Below are 21,415 nucleotides of genomic sequence, written 5' to 3' on the forward strand. Positions count from 1 at the left end.
TATGCGCACAAGCTCTATCTTCAGATAGTCAGGCTTCGTCATTACAATATCGCCGCTGTAATGACCCTGTTCGTTTTTTGCTTTACGCAATATACAGAGTTTTTCATAATGAAAGCTGAAACCCGATTGTGACGCTTCGCCGCTCTTTCAGACCAGTTACCACCTCTGCTATTGCCGCATTTCTTCACTTAGGCTCAATACCTGATGTAATTGATTAACGGAGTAACAATTGCCTGTACAACGACATATCCCCTCACTGGTCAGTAACATTCTGACACAAGGTATCAGCCTCAAATTACAACCTGCTGATATGGCTTACCTCTCGGCACTTCGCTTCTGGAAAGAGGCAGAATCTCAACCTGAGTTCAGTGAAGATGAACTTTACGTCGTCTTTCGGAGTGTTGAAAAGGCTCGTGTTGACTGCTCAGGGGAAGAGGCTTCTCAACGCTGTAATGAAACCATTCGCAGACTTCTACAGCAGCATCTGTTGATTTGTCTGGAGGGTGGAGAACAGCAACAGCACGCTTACCTGATAACCCCACTTGCCGAGCAAATTGTGGACTCTGTCTGTATCGGCATGGAGGCATCCAGAGAAGCCCTGAGCACTCTGTTTATGACCGTAGCCAGTCACCTGAGAGAAATCAGGGACTCTGCTACTAACGGAGGGAACGAACACTTCTGGAAGCTGCAGATAGAAACGCCACTGGACATTACGGTCAATCAGCTGGTTACAGCAATTGATCATCGCCAGCGACAATTGGACCGCGAAGCGGTCAATACCCGCAGAGAAGTGGTTGAGTTACTTAAACAGAACTGGCAAAACAGCATCAACCAGTGCGAACAACTGTTAACCAGCACACAATCGCATTTACAGGATTTACAACGGCTTCTTCTCGCCTCCTGTCACGACCTTCGTTCCCTTCTCGACACCATTGCCAGATGCTGCGGAAATGCAGGCCGTCATAATGCAGTGAATAGCGTTCTCAGGCTGGAGCAACACCTGGATCGAATCGAACACTGGAGTGTTCAACGAATGAACCACTGGGAAGGTTTCCATCACCGTGTTCATCAATATTTACGGCAATTTGTAACCATGGATGAGCGCAAAGCATTAATGGAAAGGGTGCGGGAAGGAATCCTCAATTACCAGGAAAACCCCTGGTTTCTCCGCTACAGCTCAGAGGAGAAGCTGACCAGGCTGAGGGACGTTGAGCCACCTCTTCCCACAGAGAACCGGGCACAAATCATCCATGATGAAGGAGCCCCTGCTGCACTGGAGGACCTTGATGCGCTGAAACAGGAAGTCAGATCCTGGCTGGAGCATCAAATAAAGCGAACGGGGCAGCTGCCTTCTTATGAACAGGCACTGGCTTTATTGGCCATGCAGTGGCCCATGGAAAAGCTTCACATGGTTGCTGGCTGGCTGTTCAGCGCCATTACTGAGAGCGGCTTTCAGAAAGAGCAAACGTCAATACCGAATTCACATTGGCACCCCATCGTTCCTGACTTTTATGCTGAAAACCTGAATTTGGAGCAGCATCCAACAGCAATCAGCAAAAATGAACAGCTCACGGAGATATTAACTGATGGACAAGGTTGAAAGTAAAGAGCTGATTGATCATCCCCCCTATCAGCACATCAATGACCTGATGAGCGATGATTACTTTCCAGAACTGGATTCACGGCTTCGTCGGGGTGAGCATATCGATGCTCGAAGCCATCAACTGTTTAACATGATCCGTAACGGATTCCACTTGCTCAGTGAACATTACCAGAGATACGGTAGCGACCTGATACAAGCTCCAGAGTCCTTTTATTACCTTCGCCCCGCTACCGGAGGGAAAAACTGGATTCGATCGCAGAAACTTGATGCCCTCTCAATGATTGTTGGTCAGGTGCTTGCCATGTTCCATCTTGACCCGGAACAACTGGAAGACAATGGATGGATATCAGCGGATGCCATATACGAACGTATGCGATTACTACTGGACACAGACTACCTCTGCCTGCTTTTGGAACGCCGAAAAATCGAAACTCAGGCAGATCGTGAAAAAGCCATGGAAACGCTTCGTAGAGCCATAAGAACACTGGCAAGGCTTGGAATGGTCAGACTGGAAGGAAACCAGGCCAATAGATTACAAACGCAGTCACCGCTGATGCGTTTTATTGAGCCTGTTCGTGCCATCAGTTCAACGCCAGAAGCAACCAGGGCAGCTATGGAAGCACTGGTTACGGATGGATACATCAGTTTTGACTCTGAAGATGAAACGGACTCATCAATAGAACATCCAAGACGGTCAAAGCGTCAGGATGATACTTGCCACTCCCGGGTTGAAGACCAGAAGAGAGCAGACAAAACAGACAACGGCCTGACCACACCTCAATACGAGTCCTTGATGGAAGAAGAGCAGGAAGCATGAACCACAACAGAACCCAAATTCGTAGCCTGACACTGGTAAATTTCCGGGGCATCTTCTTTAAAACATTGGAAATGCATCCACTGATGACCAACCTGATTGGTCACAATGGTGCCGGTAAAACGACCATCATGGGCGCATTGCTGGTTAACCGTGTACCCGATAACCGGCTTGTTCGATTGCGGAACAACTCCGACAGTGGGCAGGATCGAAGTGATAATGGCATATGGGGACGAATCAATGCGGGCACCTGCTACAGCCTCACCGATTATATAACACACGATGGAAAACGGGTGATCGCTGGCGTACAGCTCAAGCGCTTAAGCCAACCCCGTGTTGAACTCAAGCTATTTGCCATCAGTGACATTGATTCGGATATCCCGGTGCGGGACCTGGTCATGAAACCAGTACCCGGAGAAGGCCAGCGTTATGAAGCACTGGACGGTAAAGCGCTTCGAAATCAAATCTCACTGCTGGGGGGAGAACTGATTCGTTTTGATACCACTGCACAATATATGGAGTGGCAGTTCAACCAGCGCATCATTCCCCGCCGAATGGAAAACAGTCAGGATCGACAGCGCTACTATCGAATGCTGGAAACCAGCCTTTATGGAGGACTGTCTTCTGAACTGCAGAAAGGGCTGAGAGACTATCTTTTACCCGCTGACCATCAGGTTCGCCAGTCCATTGGTTCCATGCAAAATGCGCTGAAAGAGACGCAACGCACTCGCAGCCAGATTGAAAGCTCCCGAAGCGACCGCAAAGTAATACGGGCAGTGCTCGATAGCAGCTACGACCTTGGGGAACACGTACTGGCCTGGTCTGAAAAGCAGCAAACCCGTCTGCAGAATACTTTGCAGTCGAAACAGCAACAGCAACGTCAGGCAGAAGATCAGCTTGAAACCAGAAGACAACAACTGGCCGCCATTGAAACCCGTCTTGAGGTGCTGGAGACACTGGAAGATGAGGTGGCTTTTCGAGAAGAAGACATCGTACTGAAACTCGAGCAGGCGAAAGACCTTGAGCGTCTGCACACTCATCTGGAACGGTTAGCAGATGAACACAGTAACCACAGTGCACTGCTGGAAACCCTGAATGAGCAAAAAGCTCAGCTAGATGATCAATATCAGGAGCAGTCGGAAGAGCTTGAACTGCTTCAGGCGGATGTTACTCAGCTGGTTGATCAGCTGACCAGTGTTCAGCAGGCATACTCTGAAGAAGCCAGAAAAGCAGGGCTCTACCTGGCCGCCGAACGTGCATTGAACGAAGTCCGCTCTGCTTTTCATCGGAATGACCTGCAAGCTTCAGAGCTGGCAGCACTCCTGGACAGTCACCTTCAGGTTCAACAGGAAGCATCAGAGCAGTACTACCAGCAGTTGCCATTACTGGAGCAGGCGGAAAACATTCGCCGTCACTTTGAGATCACTCTCAGTCATCTGGATAGACTGGGTGACACAGATGTCCCTCTGAATCAGGCAGCCAGCCGTGCGGACCACTGGCTATCGCATGGCCAACAGCAGGAAAAGCTGGCAGCTCGCATCCCTCTGCTGCAGCAACAACATCAACAATGCCAGCAGGGCACCGAACAACTCAAAAGGCTCAAGCAGGCGTTAGCGGCACTGCCTGAAACCTGGCATTCAACAATTAGGGACCAACAAAGCTACAACAGTTGCCTTGGGATCACCAGCAGGAAGCTGCAGGAGTTGCAGGAGCACACAGAAACCGTTAATAGAGAGCGGGACCTGTCGGCTAACAAAAGAGACCAGCTGCAGTCAGCGTTAAATAAAGCCCGAATGGACCACGTTCACTGGAGTGAAGCCAGAAAACTCTCACAGGATATTCTGTCGGTTCAACCCAATGCAGCCCTGAATAGCAGTCAGGATTTCTCTGCCTTCCGCCAGCAGGTCAGTGAAGAACAGGAAATCAACGTTGAATCCAAGGCGCGTTGCAGTGAACAGCTGGAAGCACTGCGAAGCCGGATGAGCCAGCTTGAGATCAAAGCGTCCAGTGAGCTGCAGCAGCTGCAGCGACTGGCAGAACTCACGGGCGGTGTTGTCATCAGTAATTATTTTGATAATGACGATATCTCTCTGGAGGAAGCCGCCTGGCTTGAAGCAAAATTTGGCCCTTTGCGACATGCCATCCAGGTAAAAAATATCGATAAGGCTGCCGCCATTATTCGTGAAGAAAGCGACCGGCCTGACCACATCTGGCTATTATCTGGAGAGCCCGGCAGTTCATTCTCGGAAGACGACTATCTTCATACGCCCCTTGAGCAGAAAGAAGACGGCAGCGTTCTGGTAGAAATGGGTGAACGCATCGCCCGTCTAAGCCGCGAGCCTGAGTTCCCAACGATTGGCAGACTGGCACGTGAAAAAGAGCAACTACGATTGCAGGAGCAGGAAGAAAACCTGCTGGATCAACTACAGACGCTGGCTATACGAAAAAAACAGCTGGAGCGCTGTCAGGGGATTCTCGACCAACTATCCGCCAGAAGCCACTGGTTAGGTCTTGACGAGCCACCGGTAACCGAACTGGTTGAGCAGATTCGTGAAGTTGAGTGGCAATTTGAATCGCATACTGCATCCATAGAAGAAGCCCAGAGAACCAGTACAGAGTTAAACCGGGTTGTGCGCTCCCTGGAGCAATGGCAAAACAGTGCCTGGTTATTAGATGATGACCCAACCAGACTATCACTTTCAGCCATTAAAGAATCCCTGCAACAAGCTGAACAGGCACAGTACTGGCTGGATCAGCATTTAAACGACATTCAACAGCTGCAGTCTCATCGACTCTATATTGAACAGCCTCCGGTAGAGGATCTTGATGAGCTGAGAGATCAGCTTAATTCACTCAGGCAACAGCTCAGCCTTTATAGTCAGCAGAAAGACTTGCTGAGCACCGCTATCAGTCAGTCACCCAATTTACGCTTTTTGGAATCGGTTGCCCGTCAGGAAGAAACGGACAACCTTCAGAAACAGCTCAAAGTGGAATATAGCCATAAGAAAAGTTCAGCGAGTCGTAAAGGGCTGGAAGTTGAACAACTGCGACTCCAATGCAGTCAACTGGCCACCCGCATCACGTCAACCGAAACACTGGTGGACAAAAACCTGAAAGATCAGGCTGAAGCTCGGCAACAGATCAGTGAGATTCCCCTTACTTGGCGTGATGGAATTAAAGGAGAGTATGAGCAGCAACTGTCTGTCACCAGAAAAGAAAAGGCAGACCTTGCCCGTGAACTGGTGCAGAAGAAGCAAGATAAAGTCGCTGCCGAGACGGACCGAAAGCAGACCGAGGAGCTGCTCAGCAATACCATTGCCGACATCCATAACCTTCAACCCAGGGTTAAACAAGCCTGTGATAATTATTCAGCCATCATCACCATGGTTGAACAGTCGGGTCAGCAGAACCGTCTGCATACCCATCACCTGCTGGATAAGGAGGATGATATCCTCCGAAACGGCCTAGCTGCCGCAAAAGCCTCGCTGACCAAAGCCCTTGAAACGGAACAAAGCTCGCTTTACCAGCGACTGCTGGACAGTAACAACTCAGACCTTCCTACTCTATTCCAGTGCTTTGTGGATTCTCAGCGCTATCTGGCGCAACGGATGGATAAGACCCTTTACCAGTCCGATGACCCCAGGCAGAACCTTGAAAAGCTGGAAGAGCACCTTACCCGTCTGGAAACCCTGCTGAAAGATGCAGAAAAGCGTTTCCTTGCCGAATCAGACAGTCTTGGCCAGAACATTCAACGCAAAATCAATAAAGAGCGTAAGCAGATTCACCAGTTAAATGCAGCGCTTTCCAGCGTTCATTTTGGCACCGTCCGCTCCATAAAAATTGAACTCGAAGTCATTGACAGCTTTCAGAAAATTCTTGATGCCCTGCAACAGGAGTTTTATGCAGACCTGTTCCAAAAGCCTGAAATGACCGTCGAGTCTGCATTGGAATACCTGTTCAAAAAGGAAACGGGCGGCACAATCGTCGGTGACAAACTGCTCGATTACCGTGAGTATATTCGCCTGAAAATCCTGATTAAACGCGCGGGCAGTCAGCACTATGAGCCGGCCAACCCGACCAACCTGTCTACGGGAGAAGCGATTGGTACTGGCCTGGCTATTCTCACCATGGTGTTGCATTCATGGGAGGTCACTACAGAAAACCGCTATGGGAAAGGCCATGCAGCCAGTCGCCTTCTCTTTCTCGATGAGGCCGCCCGTCTAGATGCCAGGGCCCTGGCGACACTGGAAGAGCTGTGTGGACATCAGTCCCTGCAATTACTGGTTGGTGCTCCAGATAATGTACTGCCCAAAAATGGCGTCACCTGGCGTATGGTTCGATTAATGGAGCCTTATGAACACGTTATATTTTCCGGGGTGAAGGGACGCCTGCCTCAGGTTAGTGAATCGTAAGAAATAATGTTTCTCACCAACCAAGTCATATTGATTTCTCTAGTGATGCTTGAGCTAATTTATATGACTTGGTTAGCTTTTCGTTCATTTTTTTTAAGAGGTTTCTCAAATTAGCCTAAAACATCGTCAGCAGTTTGTTTTCTCAGCACCCACACTGCTGCCTCAACCCGGGAGCGGACACCCAGCTTTTTCAACAGCCGTTTTACATGCACTTTGACCGTTCCCTCACTGATCGACAGTTTCCGTCCAATCATCTTATTGGCCAAACCTTCAGCGATCAGGTGAAGAACTTCTCTTTCCTTGGACGTAAGCAGCTCCAGCCGGTCTTCCTGCTCCTGTTCGGGCCTGAGCAACGACGCCAGTACTTCCGCCAGCCTGTCATCCACTACCAGCTTGCCACGAGCAGCGTCACCAATTCGAAGCAGTAAATCCTCCGGTTCCATATCTTTCAGCAGATAGCCATCGGCTCCGGCCCGGAACATCGCGGCAACATCCTCTCGATGCTCGGAAACCGTCAGAACGATCACTTTACTGTCTACGTCAGCGGCTCTCATCGACTTGAGCGTCTCCAGACCATCCATACCTTTCATATTCAGATCCAGCAGGATCAAGTCTGGCTCCAGTTTGATCGCAGCTTCCAGCCCGGCTTCCCCACTGCCAGCCTCAGCAATCACATGTAATCCGTCTTCTTCATTGATTAACTGGGCCAGGCCCTTTCGCAACAAAGGGTGATCATCAATCAGAAGAATATCGATGGTTTGCTCACTCATAAGTTCTCTCTTCAGACCGCCCGAATTCCAGATACACTTCCGTCCCCCCAGACGATAACCTCCGGGTATCCAGTGTTCCACCCATACTGGCCGCGCGTTCACGCATAATGGTTGTGCCATAATGACCGTGTGCTGAGGGTTTGGCCTCAATACCACAACCGTCGTCAGTCACGGTAATGCCCAGAGATCCATCACCGGTTATAAAACAGCTGACCCGGGCCTCACTGGCTTTTGCATGTTTTACCACGTTCATTAGCGCTTCCCGTACAATCTGCAGGGCATGAATCTGGTCATGGGCACCGATGCTGGAAAAGCGCAGTTGATAATCCAGCAGGAAATGAATGTCCGGTGAACGCTGAGAGAACTCTTCCAATGTCTTTTGCAGGGCCTGTTCAAGGCCTCCCTCAGACAGGGTCAGCCTGAAGGTTCTTAACAACTCCCTTAACTGGGCATAGGCATTGTTCGTGCCTTCCCTTAATTCATCAAGGATCGGTACAACCGATGGGAGGGCTTCCGACTTTTCCAGTTGCCGCCTGAGGCGCAGTACCTGAATTTTCTGATAAGAGAGTGCCTGGGCCAGAGAATCATGAAGCTCTCTGGCGATCACCGCCCTTTCCTCCATCAACAACATCCGTCGTTCATGGGCTCTGGAGCGGTTCTGGTCAATGGCGGTCGCGATAATATCGGCAAAGGTCTGCAGCCATTGCTGACTCTCTTCGGACAGATCAATGGATGAACCAGCGGTTACTTTCAAAAAACCAAAACGGTGCTGCCTGGACAACAAAACAAACTGCCATGATTTTGGTTCAGGCAATGCCCCTGCCATCGTTTTATTCAGACAGTCCGCACAATGCTCTCCGGCACAGGTCCTTTTGCGATCACTGGCAATTCTCTGCAAACGGTTACTGTCTTCAGTATCAGAAAGGCACAGATAACAATCCTCCAACCCAAGTAACTCCTGCCATTCTCTGGCCAGAGAAGCCACCAGATGCTCATCGTATGGATTGGTTGCCAGATTTCTGGACGCTTTGTACAACAGCTCAAGGGCATGATTGGACTGGGCGAGTGCGTATGTCTGCTCTTCTACTTTTTCTTCCAATTGGCCATACAGATTTCCGAGTTCCAGGGCCATTACACGGAAGGTCCGGGTCAGGTTTCCTATTTCATTACTGGACTGATAATTCAGACCCAGTTCACTGAACTGACCATTTCGAATAAGACCTGCGGCATTGCCCAGGTCATCCATTGGCTTGAGAAGATGGCGATTAATAAACCGGATGGTCATCAATGCCATGGTGAGAATACCTGCCAGCACAAACAACGCCGTTAAAAACAGTTGCTGGAGTTTCTGCTCGGTATGCAGCTGCAGTGAGTTCACCATACGATCAATATGATCAACAAACTCCGGCACCTGATGAACAAAGGCTTCGTAGCCCTGAGGGTCAGCCAGCAGTGGTTTCATCTCTGAGAACCATTGGCTGGCCACCAACCGATAGGCCTCACCCAGATCGCTCCGATCATCCAGTAATTTTCTCAGAGGTTCGCTGTTGATGCTGTTGTCATAGATATCCAGTAACCGGTTCAGCGTGTCCGGACTGGTCAGTTCAGGAATCAGGACATGTTCAGCCAGTCGCCAGGACTGCATGCGCAAAGAACCTGAGATATTGATCGCCGCCGCATCACTCTCCGTCACCAGGGCAAACCACAAAGAGCTACCCACACTGACCAGAGCAAGAAGACAGATGCCTGATATCACCAGCAGTGCTTTCTGCCTCAGAGAGCCGATACGACTTTTTTTCTGCTCCTGGTCAGAGCCAAAGACTAATTGATCCAGATCAACATTCCCTACAGTTGAAGGCATATACCTCTTATTTTCTGACTTGTCCCATAAGAGCCCCATATGCAGCAAGGCCTGCACTCAAATGAAGCCTGAATTAAGAGACCCCCTTGTTTTTTAACGCTATTTTTCTGATTTCGAGAATCATAACCTGAGAAGAACCACCAAGCTTATACCTCTTTAGAGGTACAACCTTAATACCCCTACCCTGCCACCCCGGTTTACACCGTCTTTACCCTTTTACTCAAGGGATTATCATCCACTTGAAAGCAACAGTTAACGTTTAATTCAGAACAAAAGATACCGATCAACATGGGGGCAGGCAACCTGATTTCACGACGTCGTTTCTTAACCGGCAACCGACAGGAAGGCACCACTTTCCGCCCTCCCTGGACGCCGCCGGAAGAAGAGTTTATCGACCAGTGCCGTCGTTGTGATGACTGCATTGCCGTTTGTGAAACAGGCCTTCTCAAAAAAGGCAGTGGTGGCTTTCCAGAGGCAGACTTCTCACAAGCCGGTTGCTCTTTCTGCGGCTCCTGCAGTGATGCCTGCCAGCACGATGTCATTCAAAAGTACGTTATTCAAGAAACCGAAGACGTCCCCTGGAATATCCTGGCCACGATCAATTCACAATGCCTGGCACTGAACCGGGTGCACTGCCGAACCTGTCAGGAAACCTGCGAGGCCAGAGCCATCAGTTTCACGATTAAAACTGGCGGTGTGGCCATTCCTAGCATCAATACCGACCAGTGTACCGGCTGTGGCGAGTGTGTCTCCCTGTGTCCGATAACCGCCATTTCCATGATTTCAAATTCAAAACAACCATCTTCAGAAAAGCCACCGGCCAGAAGGATTTGTGAATGACTCAAGCTGCTGAAATCTGCGCCATCTCCGGCGTTGTTGTCCGGGCCCTGCCAGAGCAGTTAACCGACGTCACCCGGCAACTGGAAGCCTTACCAGGTGTTGAGGTTCACGCCTGTGATCCACAAGGAAAACTGGTGGTTACCGTTGAAGAGTTACCCGGTGAAAAGCTGATGGTTGACCGGCTGACCGAAATTAATGCTGTGGCGGGAGTGTTGTCTGCTGCACTGATTTATGCGCATCAGGAGTAAACAGATGGATATGAAACGAATGCCCATAGCGGAAGAAAAACATTTTTCGCCATCCGAAAGCAACGTCGATAACCAAGAAAAATGTTTTTCACAAATAAGTCGAAGGGACTTTATAAAAAGCAGTGCTATCGCTGCCACCGCAGCGGCTGCCGGCGTCAGTACACCAGCAGCGGCCACCAATCTGATCACCAGCAGTAAAGCAACAGAAATCAAGTGGGACAAAGCCCCCTGCCGTTTCTGTGGTACCGGCTGTTCTGTTCTGGTCGGCAGCAAGGATGGGCGTGTCGTCGCCACACAGGGTGACCCGGAAGCACCGGTTAACCGTGGTCTGAACTGCATCAAGGGTTACTTCCTGTCCAAGATCATGTACGGCTCTGACCGTTTACAAACCCCCTTGCTGCGGATGAAAAATGGCCAGTTCCATAAAGAGGGTGAATTCACGCCCATCACCTGGGATCAGGCTTTCGACATCATGGCTGACAAGTGGAAAGCCGCCATTGCCAAAACCCGTAACACACCCGAGATGCCTGCTGTCGGCATGTTTGGTTCTGGCCAGTGGACCGTCTGGGAAGGCTATGCTGCGGCAAAATTAATGAAAGCCGGTTTCCGCAGTAACCATATTGACCCTAACGCCCGTCACTGCATGGCATCCGCAGTCGTTGGCTTTATGCGTACCTTTGGTATGGATGAGCCGATGGGCTGTTATGACGATTTTGAAAAAGCGGACGCGTTTGTGCTCTGGGGCTCCAATATGGCGGAGATGCACCCGGTGCTCTGGTCACGCCTGACCGACCGCCGCCTCTCCAGTGACCAGGTCAATGTATCCGTTCTGTCGACGTTCAAACACCGTTCCTTTGAACTGGCCGACATTGGCATGGTATTTACCCCCCATACCGATCTGGCCATTGGTAACTATATTGCCAATTACATTATCCAGAACAATGCCGTCGATAAAGACTTCGTCAAAAAGCACACTCGTTTCCGCAGCGGTGTCACCGATATCGGCTATGGACTTCGTCCAGATCACCCATTGGAGAAACAGGCCAAAAACCCCGGCAACGGTGGCTCGGAAGAGATTACCTTTGATCAGTTCGCGGCCTTTGTCAGTGAGTACACTGCCGAAAAAACCTCGAAACTGTCTGGTGTACCAGTAGATCAGCTGGAAGCCCTGGCGAAGCTGTATGCCGATCCCAAGGTCAAGGTGATGTCCCTCTGGACCATGGGTGTTAACCAGCACACCCGTGGTGTCTGGATGAACAACATCATCTACAACCTGCACCTGCTCACCGGTAAGATTTCCAAGCCTGGCTGTGGTCCTTTCTCCCTGACCGGTCAGCCTTCTGCCTGTGGTACTGCCCGTGAAGTGGGTACCTTTGCCCACCGCCTGCCAGCCGACATGGTCGTGGCCAATAAGCAGCATCGCGACAAATCTGAAAAAATCTGGAAACTCCCTGAAGGCACCATTCCCGCCACGGTGGGTTACCACGCGGTTCTGCAAAACCGCATGCTCAAAGATGGCAAGCTCAATGCCTACTGGGTGATGTGCAACAACAATATGCAGACAGCGCCCAATATCAATCATGAGAGCCTGCCTGGCTATCGCAACCCTGAAAACTTTATCGTCGTTTCCGATCCTTATCCGACAGTAACGGCCCAGGCTGCTGACCTGATTCTGCCAACCGCCATGTGGGTAGAGAAAGAAGGTGCCTATGGCAATGCTGAGCGCCGGACCCAGTTCTGGTACCAGCAGGTTGCCCCCCAGGGCGACGCTAAATCAGACCTCTGGCAGCTGATGGAGTTTTCCAAGCGCTTCAAGGTAGAAGAAGTCTGGTCCGATGAGCTGCTGGCCAAGGCGCCTGAACTGAAGGGCAAAACCCTGTTTGACGTCCTCTATGCCAATGGGCAGGCCGATCAATACAGTCTGGAAGAGATTCCTGCCGACCGTCTGAACGACGAAAGTCGTGATTTTGGTTTCTATGTTCAGAAAGGCCTGTTTGAAGAGTACGCCACCTTTGGCCGTGGCAAAGCCCATGACCTGGCACCATTCGATCTTTATCACCAGTCCCGCGGACTGCGCTGGCCGGTAGTTGATGGCAAGGAAACCCTGTGGCGCTACCGCGAAGGCTATGACCCGTATGTGAAAGCCGGTGAAGAAGTGAGTTTCTACGGCAAGCCTGACGGTAAAGCGTGGCTGTTCGCCCTCCCCTACGAGCCGCCTCATGAAGCACCGGATGATGAGTACGACCTCTGGCTGTCCACCGGCCGTGTTCTGGAGCACTGGCACTCAGGCTCAATGACCCGCCGGGTACCTGAGCTTTATCGTTCATTCCCCGATGCCGTGGTTTACATGCACCCTGACGATGCCAAATCACGCGGTCTGCGCCGTGGTATGGAAGCGAAAATCGTGACCCGCTATGGCGAAGTGCGTACCCGTGTGGAAACCCGGGGCCGGAATACGCCACCCAAAGGTCTGGTGTTCATGCCGTTCTTCGATGCCGGCCAGCTGGTGAACAAGTTGATTCTGGACGCGACCGACCCGCTGTCGAAAGAGACGGATTTCAAGAAAACCGCAGCGAAGATCGTCAGAGTTTGATGCAGCCCTGAGTCAGGAATCGTATGAGCAAGAACAAGCCCAGCCAGCATGACAATCGTACAGTAAGCCGGCGTCGTTTTATTGCAGGCACAGCCCAGGCCGCCTGTGCTGTCAGTCTGTTGGGTTTGGGGCTGAGCTGGGTTGGCAGCAAGTCCAGCTCCCCGGAAGCTCAGGCTCTGCGACCACCCGGCGCATTGCCGGAAGATGAATTTCTGGCGTCCTGTCTGCGCTGCGGTATCTGTGTCAGAGATTGCCCGTACGATGTGCTGAAACTGGCGCAACCGGAAGACCCGGTTGCTTCGGGTACGCCGTACTTTGAAGCCAGGGAAAATCCCTGCCTGATGTGCGAAGACATTCCCTGTATCACCCACTGCCCAAGTGGCTCGCTGTCACCGGAACTGACGGATATTAACGATGCCCGGATGGGACTGGCGGTTCTTATTGATCGTGAGAACTGCCTGAACCTGCAGGGGCTTCGCTGTGATGTCTGCTATCGCGTCTGCCCCCGCATTGATGAAGCCATCACCCTGCAGCTGAGCCGTAACACACGCACCAATGTTCACGCGATTTTTGAACCGGTCGTGCATTCTGATGCCTGCACCGGTTGTGGAAAATGCGAACAGGCCTGTGTACTGGATGAAGCGGCCATCAAGGTAGTGCCTCACAAACTGGCCCAGGGAGAACTGGGGAGCCACTATCGGCTGGGCTGGAAGGAAGAGGAACGCACCGGTACACAGCTGGTTCCCCGCAACCTGAAATTACCGGCGCATCGACCTGCAGGAGAAGGATCATGAGTGCCGTAACGTCACGAAGCAACTGGAAGAAATGGCGTTTTCTTCTGCTCCGTCGATTTTGCCAGCTGATGGTACCAACTCTCTTTCTGGCATCCCCATATCTGGTGCAATGGACCGGTGACACACTGCTGATCAACGGAAACCTGTCGTCCAGTTTGACCCTGGACACTCTGCCAATGAGTGATCCTCTGGCCGTACTGCAAGGGCTACTGGCTGGTCACCCAATGGTAGCCCGGGGGCTTATTGGTGCCGGTGTTGTCATTCTTCTTTATGGACTGCTCGGTGGCCGGAGTTTCTGCAGCTGGGTTTGCCCGATCAACCCGATCACAGACTTGGCCGCCTGGCTCAGGAAGAAGCTGGGAATCCGCAACAGTCATAAGCTGTCCAGAAGCAGCCGCTATTGGATTCTGGCCATGGTACTGGTGCTGCCACTGGTGACTGGAATGATGGTATGGGAGCTGTTCAACCCGGTCAGCCAAATGATCCGAGGCCTTCTGTTTGGCATGGGAGCGGGCTGGTATCTGATCGCTGCCGTCTTTCTGTTTGATGTCCTGATCAGCACCCGAGGCTGGTGTGGTCACCTCTGCCCGCTGGGCGCATTTTACGGGTTGGTTGGACGCATCAGTCCCCTGCAGGTCAGTGCCACAGAGCGCAACCATTGCGATGACTGCATGGACTGCTATGCCATCTGCCCCGAACCACACATTCTTCCGGCGGCCCTTAAGGAAAAAAAGGGCGACAGCCCGGTACTGAACAAACGTGACTGTACCCGCTGCGGTCGCTGTATTGATGTCTGTGAAAAGAACGTCTTTTCCTTCCAGGCATCCTTTAACCATCAAATCATCGCATCAACCCGGTCAGATAACCGGGTTATGGACTCTGAATAATGACTGACCAGGAAGGCGGAGACACTGCCATGAGCCAACCAATGACCCTGAGAAATAGACTCTCATTGAATAATATCCGCTGGGTAAAAGCAGCATCAAAAGGCGTGATGACATTACTGGTTTCAACCATGGTCAGTATGACTGCCGTGGCTGAAACCGGAGGCATGGATTCACTGCGAACGATTGACCTCTCAGTCGAGCCACCTGCGGAAGCCATGAAAAAGGTTCTGGAGAGTGACACGACCTTTCACCGTGATTTTATTGAGCAACCGCCACTGATTCCTCATGACATTCGCGGTTACACCGTCAATAAAGACGTCAATACCTGTTTGCAATGCCACAGCTGGAAGAATGCCAGCAAATGGGGAGCAACCCGAATCAGCGTCACCCACTTCTACGACCGTGAAGGAAAACAACGCGCGGACGTGGCCCCTAACCGTTATTTCTGTCTTCAGTGCCATGTGCCACAAGCGGATACAGCACCGCTGCAAAAGAATAACTTTGAGCCGGTTGATTCCCTGAAGTAAGGACGCGTGTAGGTAAAGGTGAACATGATGCGTAAGGACTTTTTTTTGAAACGCTACTGGAAGATGCTGACCACACCGGCCGGCAAGATATCCATGGGTGTGATTCTCGCCTTCGGCTTTGTTGCCGGCATTATTTTCTGGGGCGGTTTCAATACCGGTATGGAGAAAACCAATACAGAAGAATTCTGTATCAGCTGCCATGAAATGGAAGACAATGTCTTTGAAGAGTACAAAGCCACCATTCACTACAATAACCGGTCAGGTGTCAGAGCTGTCTGCTCCGATTGCCACGTACCCAAGGAGTGGACAACCAAGCTGGTAAGAAAGATTCAGGCCAGCAAAGAACTCTGGGGTAAAATGACGGGAAAAATTGATACCCATGAAAAGTTTGTGGCACATCGTCGTGAAATGGCTGAACGTGAATGGGCCCGGATGAAGGCCAATGATTCGCAGGAGTGCCGGAACTGTCACAACTTCGACTACATGGACTTTTCCGAACAGTCTGCCCGAGCGATGGAGAGTCACACCAAGGCCTTCCTGGGAACGGACAAGATGCTTCCTACTGGTGAGACCTGTATTGACTGCCACAAGGGTATTGCCCACGAGCTGCCTAATATGCATGGTATTGAGGGCTGGTAAGCAGCCCCAGCGAAAGCAAGGAGAATACAATGAGCACACTGGAGTCTTTTATCTGGCACTTCCTGGGCTATGCCACCATGCCCGCCATTTTTATCGGTGGGTTTATCGCCACGGCATTGGTTTTCTGTTTTATCATGGATAAGGCAGGAAAACTGTAACGCTTCGTCCACATCAGGCTCTTGTCCAAGAGCCTGATCGTCAAACACAGCAATACTCTCCAGGGGTTATACCCGTCCAGCGTTTGAACGCTTTGTTAAACGCGCTCTCATCATGAAAACCCAGTCGTGCTGCCAGCTCACTTCCGGAAACCCCTTCAGTCATCAGTGCTTTTGCCATTTCAAGCCGGGTCTGATCAGACAACAGTTTGAAGGTAATGCCTTCCCGGGACAGCGTACGGTTCAGATGCCGGCCACTGATACCGAACTGCTCGGCCACTTTTTCTTTTCCCCAGTTCGGGTGTGCTGTAAGAATACGGACGACCCGGGTTCGAAAATCCCGCTCCTGCATATCGGTCAGCGCCTGATCGGCCAGCTGTCGCATCTGGGCATACAGTGATTTATTGGCCTGCACCAATGGCAGTGCATACTGTGACCGTGGAAAGACCATGGCATCAGCCAGTTGCTCGAATCGAACCGGGCACCCAAGCATTGCTTCATAACGCTCAGGGTCCATTAATGGCGCATGCTGGAATGAGATATAGGCAGGTTCAAATCGATTGTCGGTAAGATAGCTGGCTAACTGGACCAGCGTGGCCATGACCGCTTCCACCCGGGTGGTTCGACAGACATTATGGAAGGGGGAATAAATAAGCCGGCAGCTTACTTCGTCTTCCATGGAAAGAAACTCCCCGCCCTCCCCGACAATGGGATGGTAAGTGATCAGTGCGTCCAGCGCGTCTTCCAGCGTGTCACAGCTCAGCAGAAGAAAACCGACAATATCCAGATTCCCCGGCTGAACATAACGCCCCAGCCGCAGACCCAGATCCGGCTCAGAATACGCGTCAATCAGAGAGCGCCAGAGACGATCCTGTAACGGCATGGGCACCCGGGCGTGCTGGCTAATCTCTTCAATAATGCCGCTCAGCTCGTCAGAAACCTTCAACCCAGAGTCTTCCAACGTCCGCACAATGGCCTTGGTAAACTGCTGCGTAACTGTGGGATGTCCCGAATTAACCATGCCAATGTCCCAAATAATCAAGGTTATTTTGCTTCCTTACGGGTACATTGTTTGTTAGACAGAAGTCAGGCGTCAACCCAATAAAAATAACAAGAACAATAACAGACGACTGTTAAGGAGTGCTAAATGCTTCCCTATGCCATCATTGGTGCAGGCCCCATGGGTTTATGCACGGCAAGACGGTTAAACCAGTATCAAATTCCCTGGATCGGCTTTGAGATTCACCGCGACGTGGGTGGCCTGTGGGATATTGATAACCCCACCAGCACCATGTACCAGTCTGCACACCTGATCAGCTCAAAGAAGCAGACCGAGTTTGCCGAATTTCCCATGGATGATTCGGTACCGACCTACCCAAGCCACCAGCACCTGAAAGCGTATTTTCAGAAATACGCCAGACACTTCGACCTGTATCAAGGGTTTCGCTTCGGACACACCGTCAACAGCATTACCCCCCAGGGCAATCACTGGCGGATCACCGCAGAAACCGATGGTCAGGAAGTATCTTATGACGTTGCCGGTGTCCTGCTGGCCAATGGCACCCTGCATCATCCGAACAGAACCAGCCTGAAGGGTGACTTTTCCGGACAGCACCTCCATGCCGCCCAATACAAGGACCCACAACTGTTCAAAGATAAGCGGGTGCTGATTATTGGCTGTGGCAACAGTGGCTGTGATATTGCCGTTGATGCCGTGCATCAGGCAAAAAGCGTCGATATGTCGGTAAGGCGTGGCTATTACTTCCTGCCCAAATTCATCAAAGGCCAGCCGACGGACAGCCTGGGTGGAAAAATAAAACTGCCAAAGCGGTTGAAGCAAATAGTGGACAGCTGGCTGATCCGCATGATTATTGGCAAGCCCAGTGATTATGGTCTGCCTGACCCGGATTACCGTCTTTATGAAAGTCACCCGGTCATCAATTCACTGTTTCTCCACCACATCGGTCATGGTGACATCACGCCAAGGCCTGCCATTAAATCCGTTTCAGACAAAATGGTGGAATTCAGTGATGGATCCAATCAGGGTTATGACCTCATTCTGGAAGCCACTGGCTATAAACTGCACTACCCGTTTATCGATAAGAAGCACCTGAACTGGCAGGGATATGCACCTCAGCTTCATCTGAACGTCTTCAATCCTGAACACAATAATATTTTTGTGATGGGGATGGTTGAAGCTGCGGGTCTGGGCTGGCAGGGGCGTGACGATCAGGCCCACCTGGTTGCCCTGTATCTACGACAGAAGCAGGATAAAAAAGCATCGGCAACCGTGTTTGAGCAAAACATCGAACAGCAGTTTGCTGAGCGGGTTGTGGGGGGAATGGATTATCTGGAGCTGGAGCGCATGGCCTATTACGTGGATAAAGCCTCGTATCTGAAAGCCATACACCAGGGAATTCGTCTGTTGCAGAGAGACTACTCCGATAACGATAACCTGTTCACGCAGGCGGAGGCTTTTTGATGCTCACTGACGTTCAAATCCACTTCGATCCCCAGAGCCTGATACTGCTGAACGGTATTCTGGCCCTGATGATGTTTGGCGTTTCACTGACGCTGAAACCGGATGATTTCAAACAGATTCTCCGCTCTCCCATTGCGCCCACTATCGGTCTGCTGGCCCAGTTTATGGTGCTGCCTGCCGCCACAGCCCTGGTGACCTGGGTCTTTGATATTGATCCTGAGCTGGCGCTGGGCATGATTCTGGTGGCTTCCTGCCCGGGCGGTTCATTCAGCAATATCATGACCCATATTGGACGGGGCAATGTGGCTGTATCCGTCTCCATGACGGCAGTTTCCAGTCTGGCCGCCATTGTCATGACGCCCTTTAACTTTGTCCTCTATGGTCAGCTGAACCCGGTCACCCGTCCTTTAATCCAGGAGATCGCCATCCAGCCCTTTGAACTCTTCCTGTTGGTGACGCTGGTGCTGGCCATTCCGCTCCTGCTAGGCATGGTGATCGGGCAACTGTTCCCCAGGTTTGCCGAACGATCGGACACACCGTTCCGGTTTCTATCACTGCTGGTCTTTATGGTCTTTATCGTGATCGCAGTGTCCAACAATGTGGGCGTGTTTATCGAGCATATGGGCAGCTTTGCTTTACTGGTGGTGGCACACAATGCCCTCGCCCTGTTGATCGGTATGATCAGCGGCTACCTGGCCCGGCTGAATACGCCAGATAGGCGAGCAGTGACGCTGGAGGTGGGCATTCAGAATTCAGGACTGGCTCTGGGCATTCTGTTCACCTTCTTCCCGCAATACGGAGGAATGCTGATTATTGCCGCCTTCTGGGGTGTTCTGCATCTGGTGACGGGGTTAAGCCTCGCACTGATCTGGAATGCACGCTCTGATGCCAGGGAGGCTCGCTATGCCAACAGCTAACCAAATTCTGATTACCGGCGCTGCCGGCTATATCGGCCATCAAGTGGGGAATGCCCTGGCCAGAACCCAGGTTGTGATTGGCTGTGATATTCGACCCAATACGGCGGCTGACTTCCCCATCGAAATAATGGATATCTGCGATGCTTCCCTGGTTGAGCTCTTACGCAGTCAGCAAATTACCCATGTGGTTCATCTGGCCAGTGTTCTGGAAGCCAGTGAAGACCGCGAGCGTGACTACCGTATCGATGTAGAAGGCACCCGTAATGTGATTGAAGCCTGCCTGCAGGCCGGTGTACACCATTTAACCGTCACCAGCAGTGGCGCGGCCTATGGCTATCATGCGGATAATGACCCCTGGTTACAGGAAAGCTCGCCACTGCGCGGCAACTATGAGTTTGCCTATTCGTGGCATAAGCGCCTGGTTGAGGAGATGCTTGAACAATACCGGGTGGATTATCCGGGTTTGAAGCAGCTGATCCTCCGGCCGGGAACCGTACTTGGCAGAAACACCCGTAACTTGATCACCAACCTGTTCCTGAAAAAACGCATACTGACCATTAAAGGGTCTGACTCCCCTTTCGTGTTTATCTGGGATGAGGATGTGGTTCAGATTATCTGTGATGGGGTTCTGCAGCATAAATCCGGTATTTTCAATCTCGCTGGAGACGGTGCTCTCACCTTAAGAGATATTGCGCGCTTCCTTAATAAACCGGTATTTACGCTACCGCCTGCCCTGCTCAAGATTGCATTGGCGATCGGTAAAACCATCGGCCTCACCCGCTATGGACCAGAGCAGCTGAAATTTCTCCGTTACCGCCCGGTGCTGGCCAACGATGCACTAAAACAACAGTTTGGCTATACCCCGAGAAAAACGTCAGCGGAAGTGTTCCAGCTGTTTACTGAACACCTTGATAGGGAGGCGGCGCAATGATGGACGCACCCGTCGCCCTGATCACCGGTGCCGCCAATGGGTTAGGCTGGGCTCTGTCTCAACAGTTCTGGCAGGCAGGATACAGCTTGTGTCTGGTCGATCTGGACCAGCAGGGGCTGGAGGCAAGAAAAGCATTTCTGCTCGAAATGAGCAGCAGCACTCAGAAAATAGAGCTTTGTGCTGTCAATCTATTGGAGTCAGATGCTATTGAATGCATTAAAGGCACCCTCTCCAGGCACTTCACGTCTCTTGATGTGCTGGTCAACAATGCCGGTATCACCCACCGTTCACTGGCCAGGGAAACCTCAATAGACGTGATTGAAAAAGTCATGGCCCTGGATTTTCTGGTACCGGTCAAACTCACGCAACAGCTGTTTGAGCAGCTAGCCAATTCAGGAAGCCGGAAAAAGCCGACAACGATTATCAATATCGGCAGTATGGCGGGCTGGATGCCGGTTATGGCACGCTCCGGCTATTGCGCAGCCAAGTCTGCGCTGCACCAGTATTTTGAAACACTAAGAGCAGAAACGGCCCATCTTCCTCTTAACATTCTGATGGTCTACCCCAGCTTTCTGGCGACGGATATTGAGAAGAATGCACTGGCGGGTAATGGCCAGAAGGCAACCCATGCGCGTTCAACCATAGGGAATATTCAGAGTGCTGAGTGGATGGCAAAACAGATTATCCATGCATGCCATTCGGGAAAAAGCCGCTTGTTTCCCAGTAAAGCCATATTGTTGGCCAGTTTATTCTACCGGTGGTTTCCGGGGATTTATCTGAGAATGATGAGCAGGAAGTTCAAATCTGAATTATCTATACCAGCAGAAGTCCAGCAAGTGGCAAACCATTAACCTGGATATTGAACATTCACAGAGGGATAAGGACTTTCCTTGGCTTTCAACAAGTTTCATAAAGAGTAGATAATGACAAAGGCACTTTTCA

General features: G+C 51.3%; 18 protein-coding genes. 15 read left to right on the forward strand and 3 right to left on the reverse strand.

The features are described 5' to 3' along the window. Positions 1–229 precede the first annotated feature (229 nt). From ACOCLE_RS08635 to mukB, 3 genes are read left to right on the forward strand one after another with little or no spacing between them, the layout of a single operon-like run. A complete protein-coding gene (locus ACOCLE_RS08635) occupies positions 230–1,600 on the forward strand; it encodes a hypothetical protein (protein WP_419536357.1) in 1,371 nt (456 codons plus the stop codon). Next, positions 1,587–2,420, forward strand: coding sequence for a chromosome partition protein MukE (locus ACOCLE_RS08640; protein ID WP_419536358.1), 834 nt, complete (start codon positions 1,587–1,589; stop codon positions 2,418–2,420). Before ACOCLE_RS08635 ends, ACOCLE_RS08640 begins: the two co-directional genes overlap by 14 nt. Beyond that, the gene (mukB, locus tag ACOCLE_RS08645; protein ID WP_419536359.1) at positions 2,417–6,829 is read left to right on the forward strand and encodes a chromosome partition protein MukB; all 4,413 of its coding nucleotides are present in this window, start codon (positions 2,417–2,419) and stop codon (positions 6,827–6,829) included. Before ACOCLE_RS08640 ends, mukB begins: the two co-directional genes overlap by 4 nt. 110 nt (positions 6,830–6,939) lie before the next feature. On the opposite strand, the gene narL is transcribed toward mukB, so the two are convergent. Continuing rightward, on the reverse strand, positions 6,940–7,599 hold the full coding sequence (narL, locus tag ACOCLE_RS08650) for a two-component system response regulator NarL (RefSeq protein ID WP_419536360.1): 660 nt from the start codon (positions 7,597–7,599) through the stop codon (positions 6,940–6,942). After that, positions 7,592–9,460 carry a histidine kinase gene (locus tag ACOCLE_RS08655; protein WP_419536361.1) on the reverse strand — a complete coding sequence of 623 codons (1,869 nt, stop codon included), beginning with the start codon at positions 9,458–9,460 and terminating at the stop codon, positions 7,592–7,594. Before ACOCLE_RS08655 ends, narL begins: the two co-directional genes overlap by 8 nt. A 288-nt stretch (positions 9,461–9,748) precedes the next feature. Here ACOCLE_RS08655 and napF point away from each other — a divergent pair, with 288 nt between their 5' ends. Genes napF through ACOCLE_RS08695 form a run of 8 tightly spaced genes read left to right on the forward strand, consistent with a single transcriptional unit; the run spans position 9,749 to position 16,146 of the window. After that, the gene (gene napF / locus ACOCLE_RS08660; RefSeq protein ID WP_419536362.1) at positions 9,749–10,300 is read left to right on the forward strand and encodes a ferredoxin-type protein NapF; all 552 of its coding nucleotides are present in this window, start codon (positions 9,749–9,751) and stop codon (positions 10,298–10,300) included. After that, positions 10,297–10,548 carry a chaperone NapD gene (locus ACOCLE_RS08665; protein ID WP_020583073.1) on the forward strand — a complete coding sequence of 84 codons (252 nt, stop codon included), beginning with the start codon at positions 10,297–10,299 and terminating at the stop codon, positions 10,546–10,548. Before napF ends, ACOCLE_RS08665 begins: the two co-directional genes overlap by 4 nt. 4 nt (positions 10,549–10,552) lie before the next feature. After that, complete coding sequence (gene napA, locus ACOCLE_RS08670) at positions 10,553–13,141, forward strand: nitrate reductase catalytic subunit NapA (protein WP_419536363.1); 2,589 nt, start codon at positions 10,553–10,555, stop codon at positions 13,139–13,141. A 23-nt stretch (positions 13,142–13,164) separates the two neighbouring features. After that, complete coding sequence (napG, locus tag ACOCLE_RS08675) at positions 13,165–13,935, forward strand: ferredoxin-type protein NapG (RefSeq protein WP_419536364.1); 771 nt, start codon at positions 13,165–13,167, stop codon at positions 13,933–13,935. Beyond that, positions 13,932–14,822 (forward strand): quinol dehydrogenase ferredoxin subunit NapH, encoded by an 891-nt coding sequence (gene napH / locus ACOCLE_RS08680; protein WP_419536365.1) that lies wholly within the window; start codon positions 13,932–13,934, stop codon positions 14,820–14,822. The genes napG and napH overlap by 4 nt, the downstream gene beginning before the upstream one ends. Next, positions 14,822–15,349 carry a nitrate reductase cytochrome c-type subunit gene (locus tag ACOCLE_RS08685; RefSeq protein WP_419536366.1) on the forward strand — a complete coding sequence of 176 codons (528 nt, stop codon included), beginning with the start codon at positions 14,822–14,824 and terminating at the stop codon, positions 15,347–15,349. The genes napH and ACOCLE_RS08685 overlap by 1 nt, the downstream gene beginning before the upstream one ends. Positions 15,350–15,376: 27 nt before the next feature. After that, positions 15,377–15,988: a NapC/NirT family cytochrome c gene (locus ACOCLE_RS08690; protein ID WP_419536367.1), complete on the forward strand. Its 612-nt coding sequence runs from the start codon at positions 15,377–15,379 to the stop codon at positions 15,986–15,988. Between the two features lie 29 nt (positions 15,989–16,017). Further along, entirely contained in the window at positions 16,018–16,146 is a 129-nt protein-coding gene (locus ACOCLE_RS08695) for a TIGR02808 family protein (RefSeq protein WP_419536368.1), read from the forward strand. Positions 16,147–16,186: 40 nt separating this feature from the next. Here ACOCLE_RS08695 and ACOCLE_RS08700 read toward each other — a convergent pair whose 3' ends face one another. Further along, the gene (locus ACOCLE_RS08700) at positions 16,187–17,164 is read right to left on the reverse strand and encodes an AraC family transcriptional regulator (protein WP_419536369.1); all 978 of its coding nucleotides are present in this window, start codon (positions 17,162–17,164) and stop codon (positions 16,187–16,189) included. 126 nt (positions 17,165–17,290) lie between these two features. On the opposite strand from ACOCLE_RS08700, the gene ACOCLE_RS08705 reads away from it, so the two are divergent. The 4 genes from ACOCLE_RS08705 to ACOCLE_RS08720 are packed head-to-tail and all read left to right on the forward strand — an operon-like array spanning position 17,291 to position 21,324. Next, positions 17,291–18,625: a flavin-containing monooxygenase gene (locus tag ACOCLE_RS08705; RefSeq protein WP_419536370.1), complete on the forward strand. Its 1,335-nt coding sequence runs from the start codon at positions 17,291–17,293 to the stop codon at positions 18,623–18,625. Further along, positions 18,625–19,542: a bile acid:sodium symporter family protein gene (locus tag ACOCLE_RS08710; RefSeq protein ID WP_419536371.1), complete on the forward strand. Its 918-nt coding sequence runs from the start codon at positions 18,625–18,627 to the stop codon at positions 19,540–19,542. The genes ACOCLE_RS08705 and ACOCLE_RS08710 overlap by 1 nt, the downstream gene beginning before the upstream one ends. Then, positions 19,529–20,473 carry an SDR family oxidoreductase gene (locus tag ACOCLE_RS08715; RefSeq protein ID WP_419536372.1) on the forward strand — a complete coding sequence of 315 codons (945 nt, stop codon included), beginning with the start codon at positions 19,529–19,531 and terminating at the stop codon, positions 20,471–20,473. The genes ACOCLE_RS08710 and ACOCLE_RS08715 overlap by 14 nt, the downstream gene beginning before the upstream one ends. Continuing rightward, entirely contained in the window at positions 20,470–21,324 is an 855-nt protein-coding gene (locus ACOCLE_RS08720) for an SDR family NAD(P)-dependent oxidoreductase (protein WP_419536373.1), read from the forward strand. Before ACOCLE_RS08715 ends, ACOCLE_RS08720 begins: the two co-directional genes overlap by 4 nt. Positions 21,325–21,415: the final 91 nt, after the last annotated feature.

It is taken from the genome of Endozoicomonas sp. (assembly GCF_965196975.1).
Lineage (GTDB): Bacteria > Pseudomonadota > Gammaproteobacteria > Pseudomonadales > Endozoicomonadaceae > Endozoicomonas.

What these genes read in the sequence shown, in the direction of transcription:
- ACOCLE_RS08640 (WP_419536358.1), top strand. Translation starts at nt 1,587, where the DNA reads ATGGACAAGGTTGAAAGTAAAGAGCTGATTGATCATCCCCCCTATCAG.
- mukB (WP_419536359.1), top strand. Translation starts at nt 2,417, where the DNA reads ATGAACCACAACAGAACCCAAATTCGTAGCCTGACACTGGTAAATTTC.
- narL (WP_419536360.1), bottom strand. Translation starts at nt 7,599, where the DNA reads ATGAGTGAGCAAACCATCGATATTCTTCTGATTGATGATCACCCTTTG.
- ACOCLE_RS08655 (WP_419536361.1), bottom strand. Translation starts at nt 9,460, where the DNA reads ATGCCTTCAACTGTAGGGAATGTTGATCTGGATCAATTAGTCTTTGGC.
- napF (WP_419536362.1), top strand. Translation starts at nt 9,749, where the DNA reads ATGGGGGCAGGCAACCTGATTTCACGACGTCGTTTCTTAACCGGCAAC.
- ACOCLE_RS08665 (WP_020583073.1), top strand. Translation starts at nt 10,297, where the DNA reads ATGACTCAAGCTGCTGAAATCTGCGCCATCTCCGGCGTTGTTGTCCGG.
- napA (WP_419536363.1), top strand. Translation starts at nt 10,553, where the DNA reads ATGGATATGAAACGAATGCCCATAGCGGAAGAAAAACATTTTTCGCCA.
- napG (WP_419536364.1), top strand. Translation starts at nt 13,165, where the DNA reads ATGAGCAAGAACAAGCCCAGCCAGCATGACAATCGTACAGTAAGCCGG.
- napH (WP_419536365.1), top strand. Translation starts at nt 13,932, where the DNA reads ATGAGTGCCGTAACGTCACGAAGCAACTGGAAGAAATGGCGTTTTCTT.
- ACOCLE_RS08685 (WP_419536366.1), top strand. Translation starts at nt 14,822, where the DNA reads ATGACTGACCAGGAAGGCGGAGACACTGCCATGAGCCAACCAATGACC.
- ACOCLE_RS08690 (WP_419536367.1), top strand. Translation starts at nt 15,377, where the DNA reads ATGCGTAAGGACTTTTTTTTGAAACGCTACTGGAAGATGCTGACCACA.
- ACOCLE_RS08695 (WP_419536368.1), top strand. Translation starts at nt 16,018, where the DNA reads ATGAGCACACTGGAGTCTTTTATCTGGCACTTCCTGGGCTATGCCACC.
- ACOCLE_RS08700 (WP_419536369.1), bottom strand. Translation starts at nt 17,164, where the DNA reads ATGGTTAATTCGGGACATCCCACAGTTACGCAGCAGTTTACCAAGGCC.
- ACOCLE_RS08705 (WP_419536370.1), top strand. Translation starts at nt 17,291, where the DNA reads ATGCTTCCCTATGCCATCATTGGTGCAGGCCCCATGGGTTTATGCACG.
- ACOCLE_RS08710 (WP_419536371.1), top strand. Translation starts at nt 18,625, where the DNA reads ATGCTCACTGACGTTCAAATCCACTTCGATCCCCAGAGCCTGATACTG.
- ACOCLE_RS08715 (WP_419536372.1), top strand. Translation starts at nt 19,529, where the DNA reads ATGCCAACAGCTAACCAAATTCTGATTACCGGCGCTGCCGGCTATATC.
- ACOCLE_RS08720 (WP_419536373.1), top strand. Translation starts at nt 20,470, where the DNA reads ATGATGGACGCACCCGTCGCCCTGATCACCGGTGCCGCCAATGGGTTA.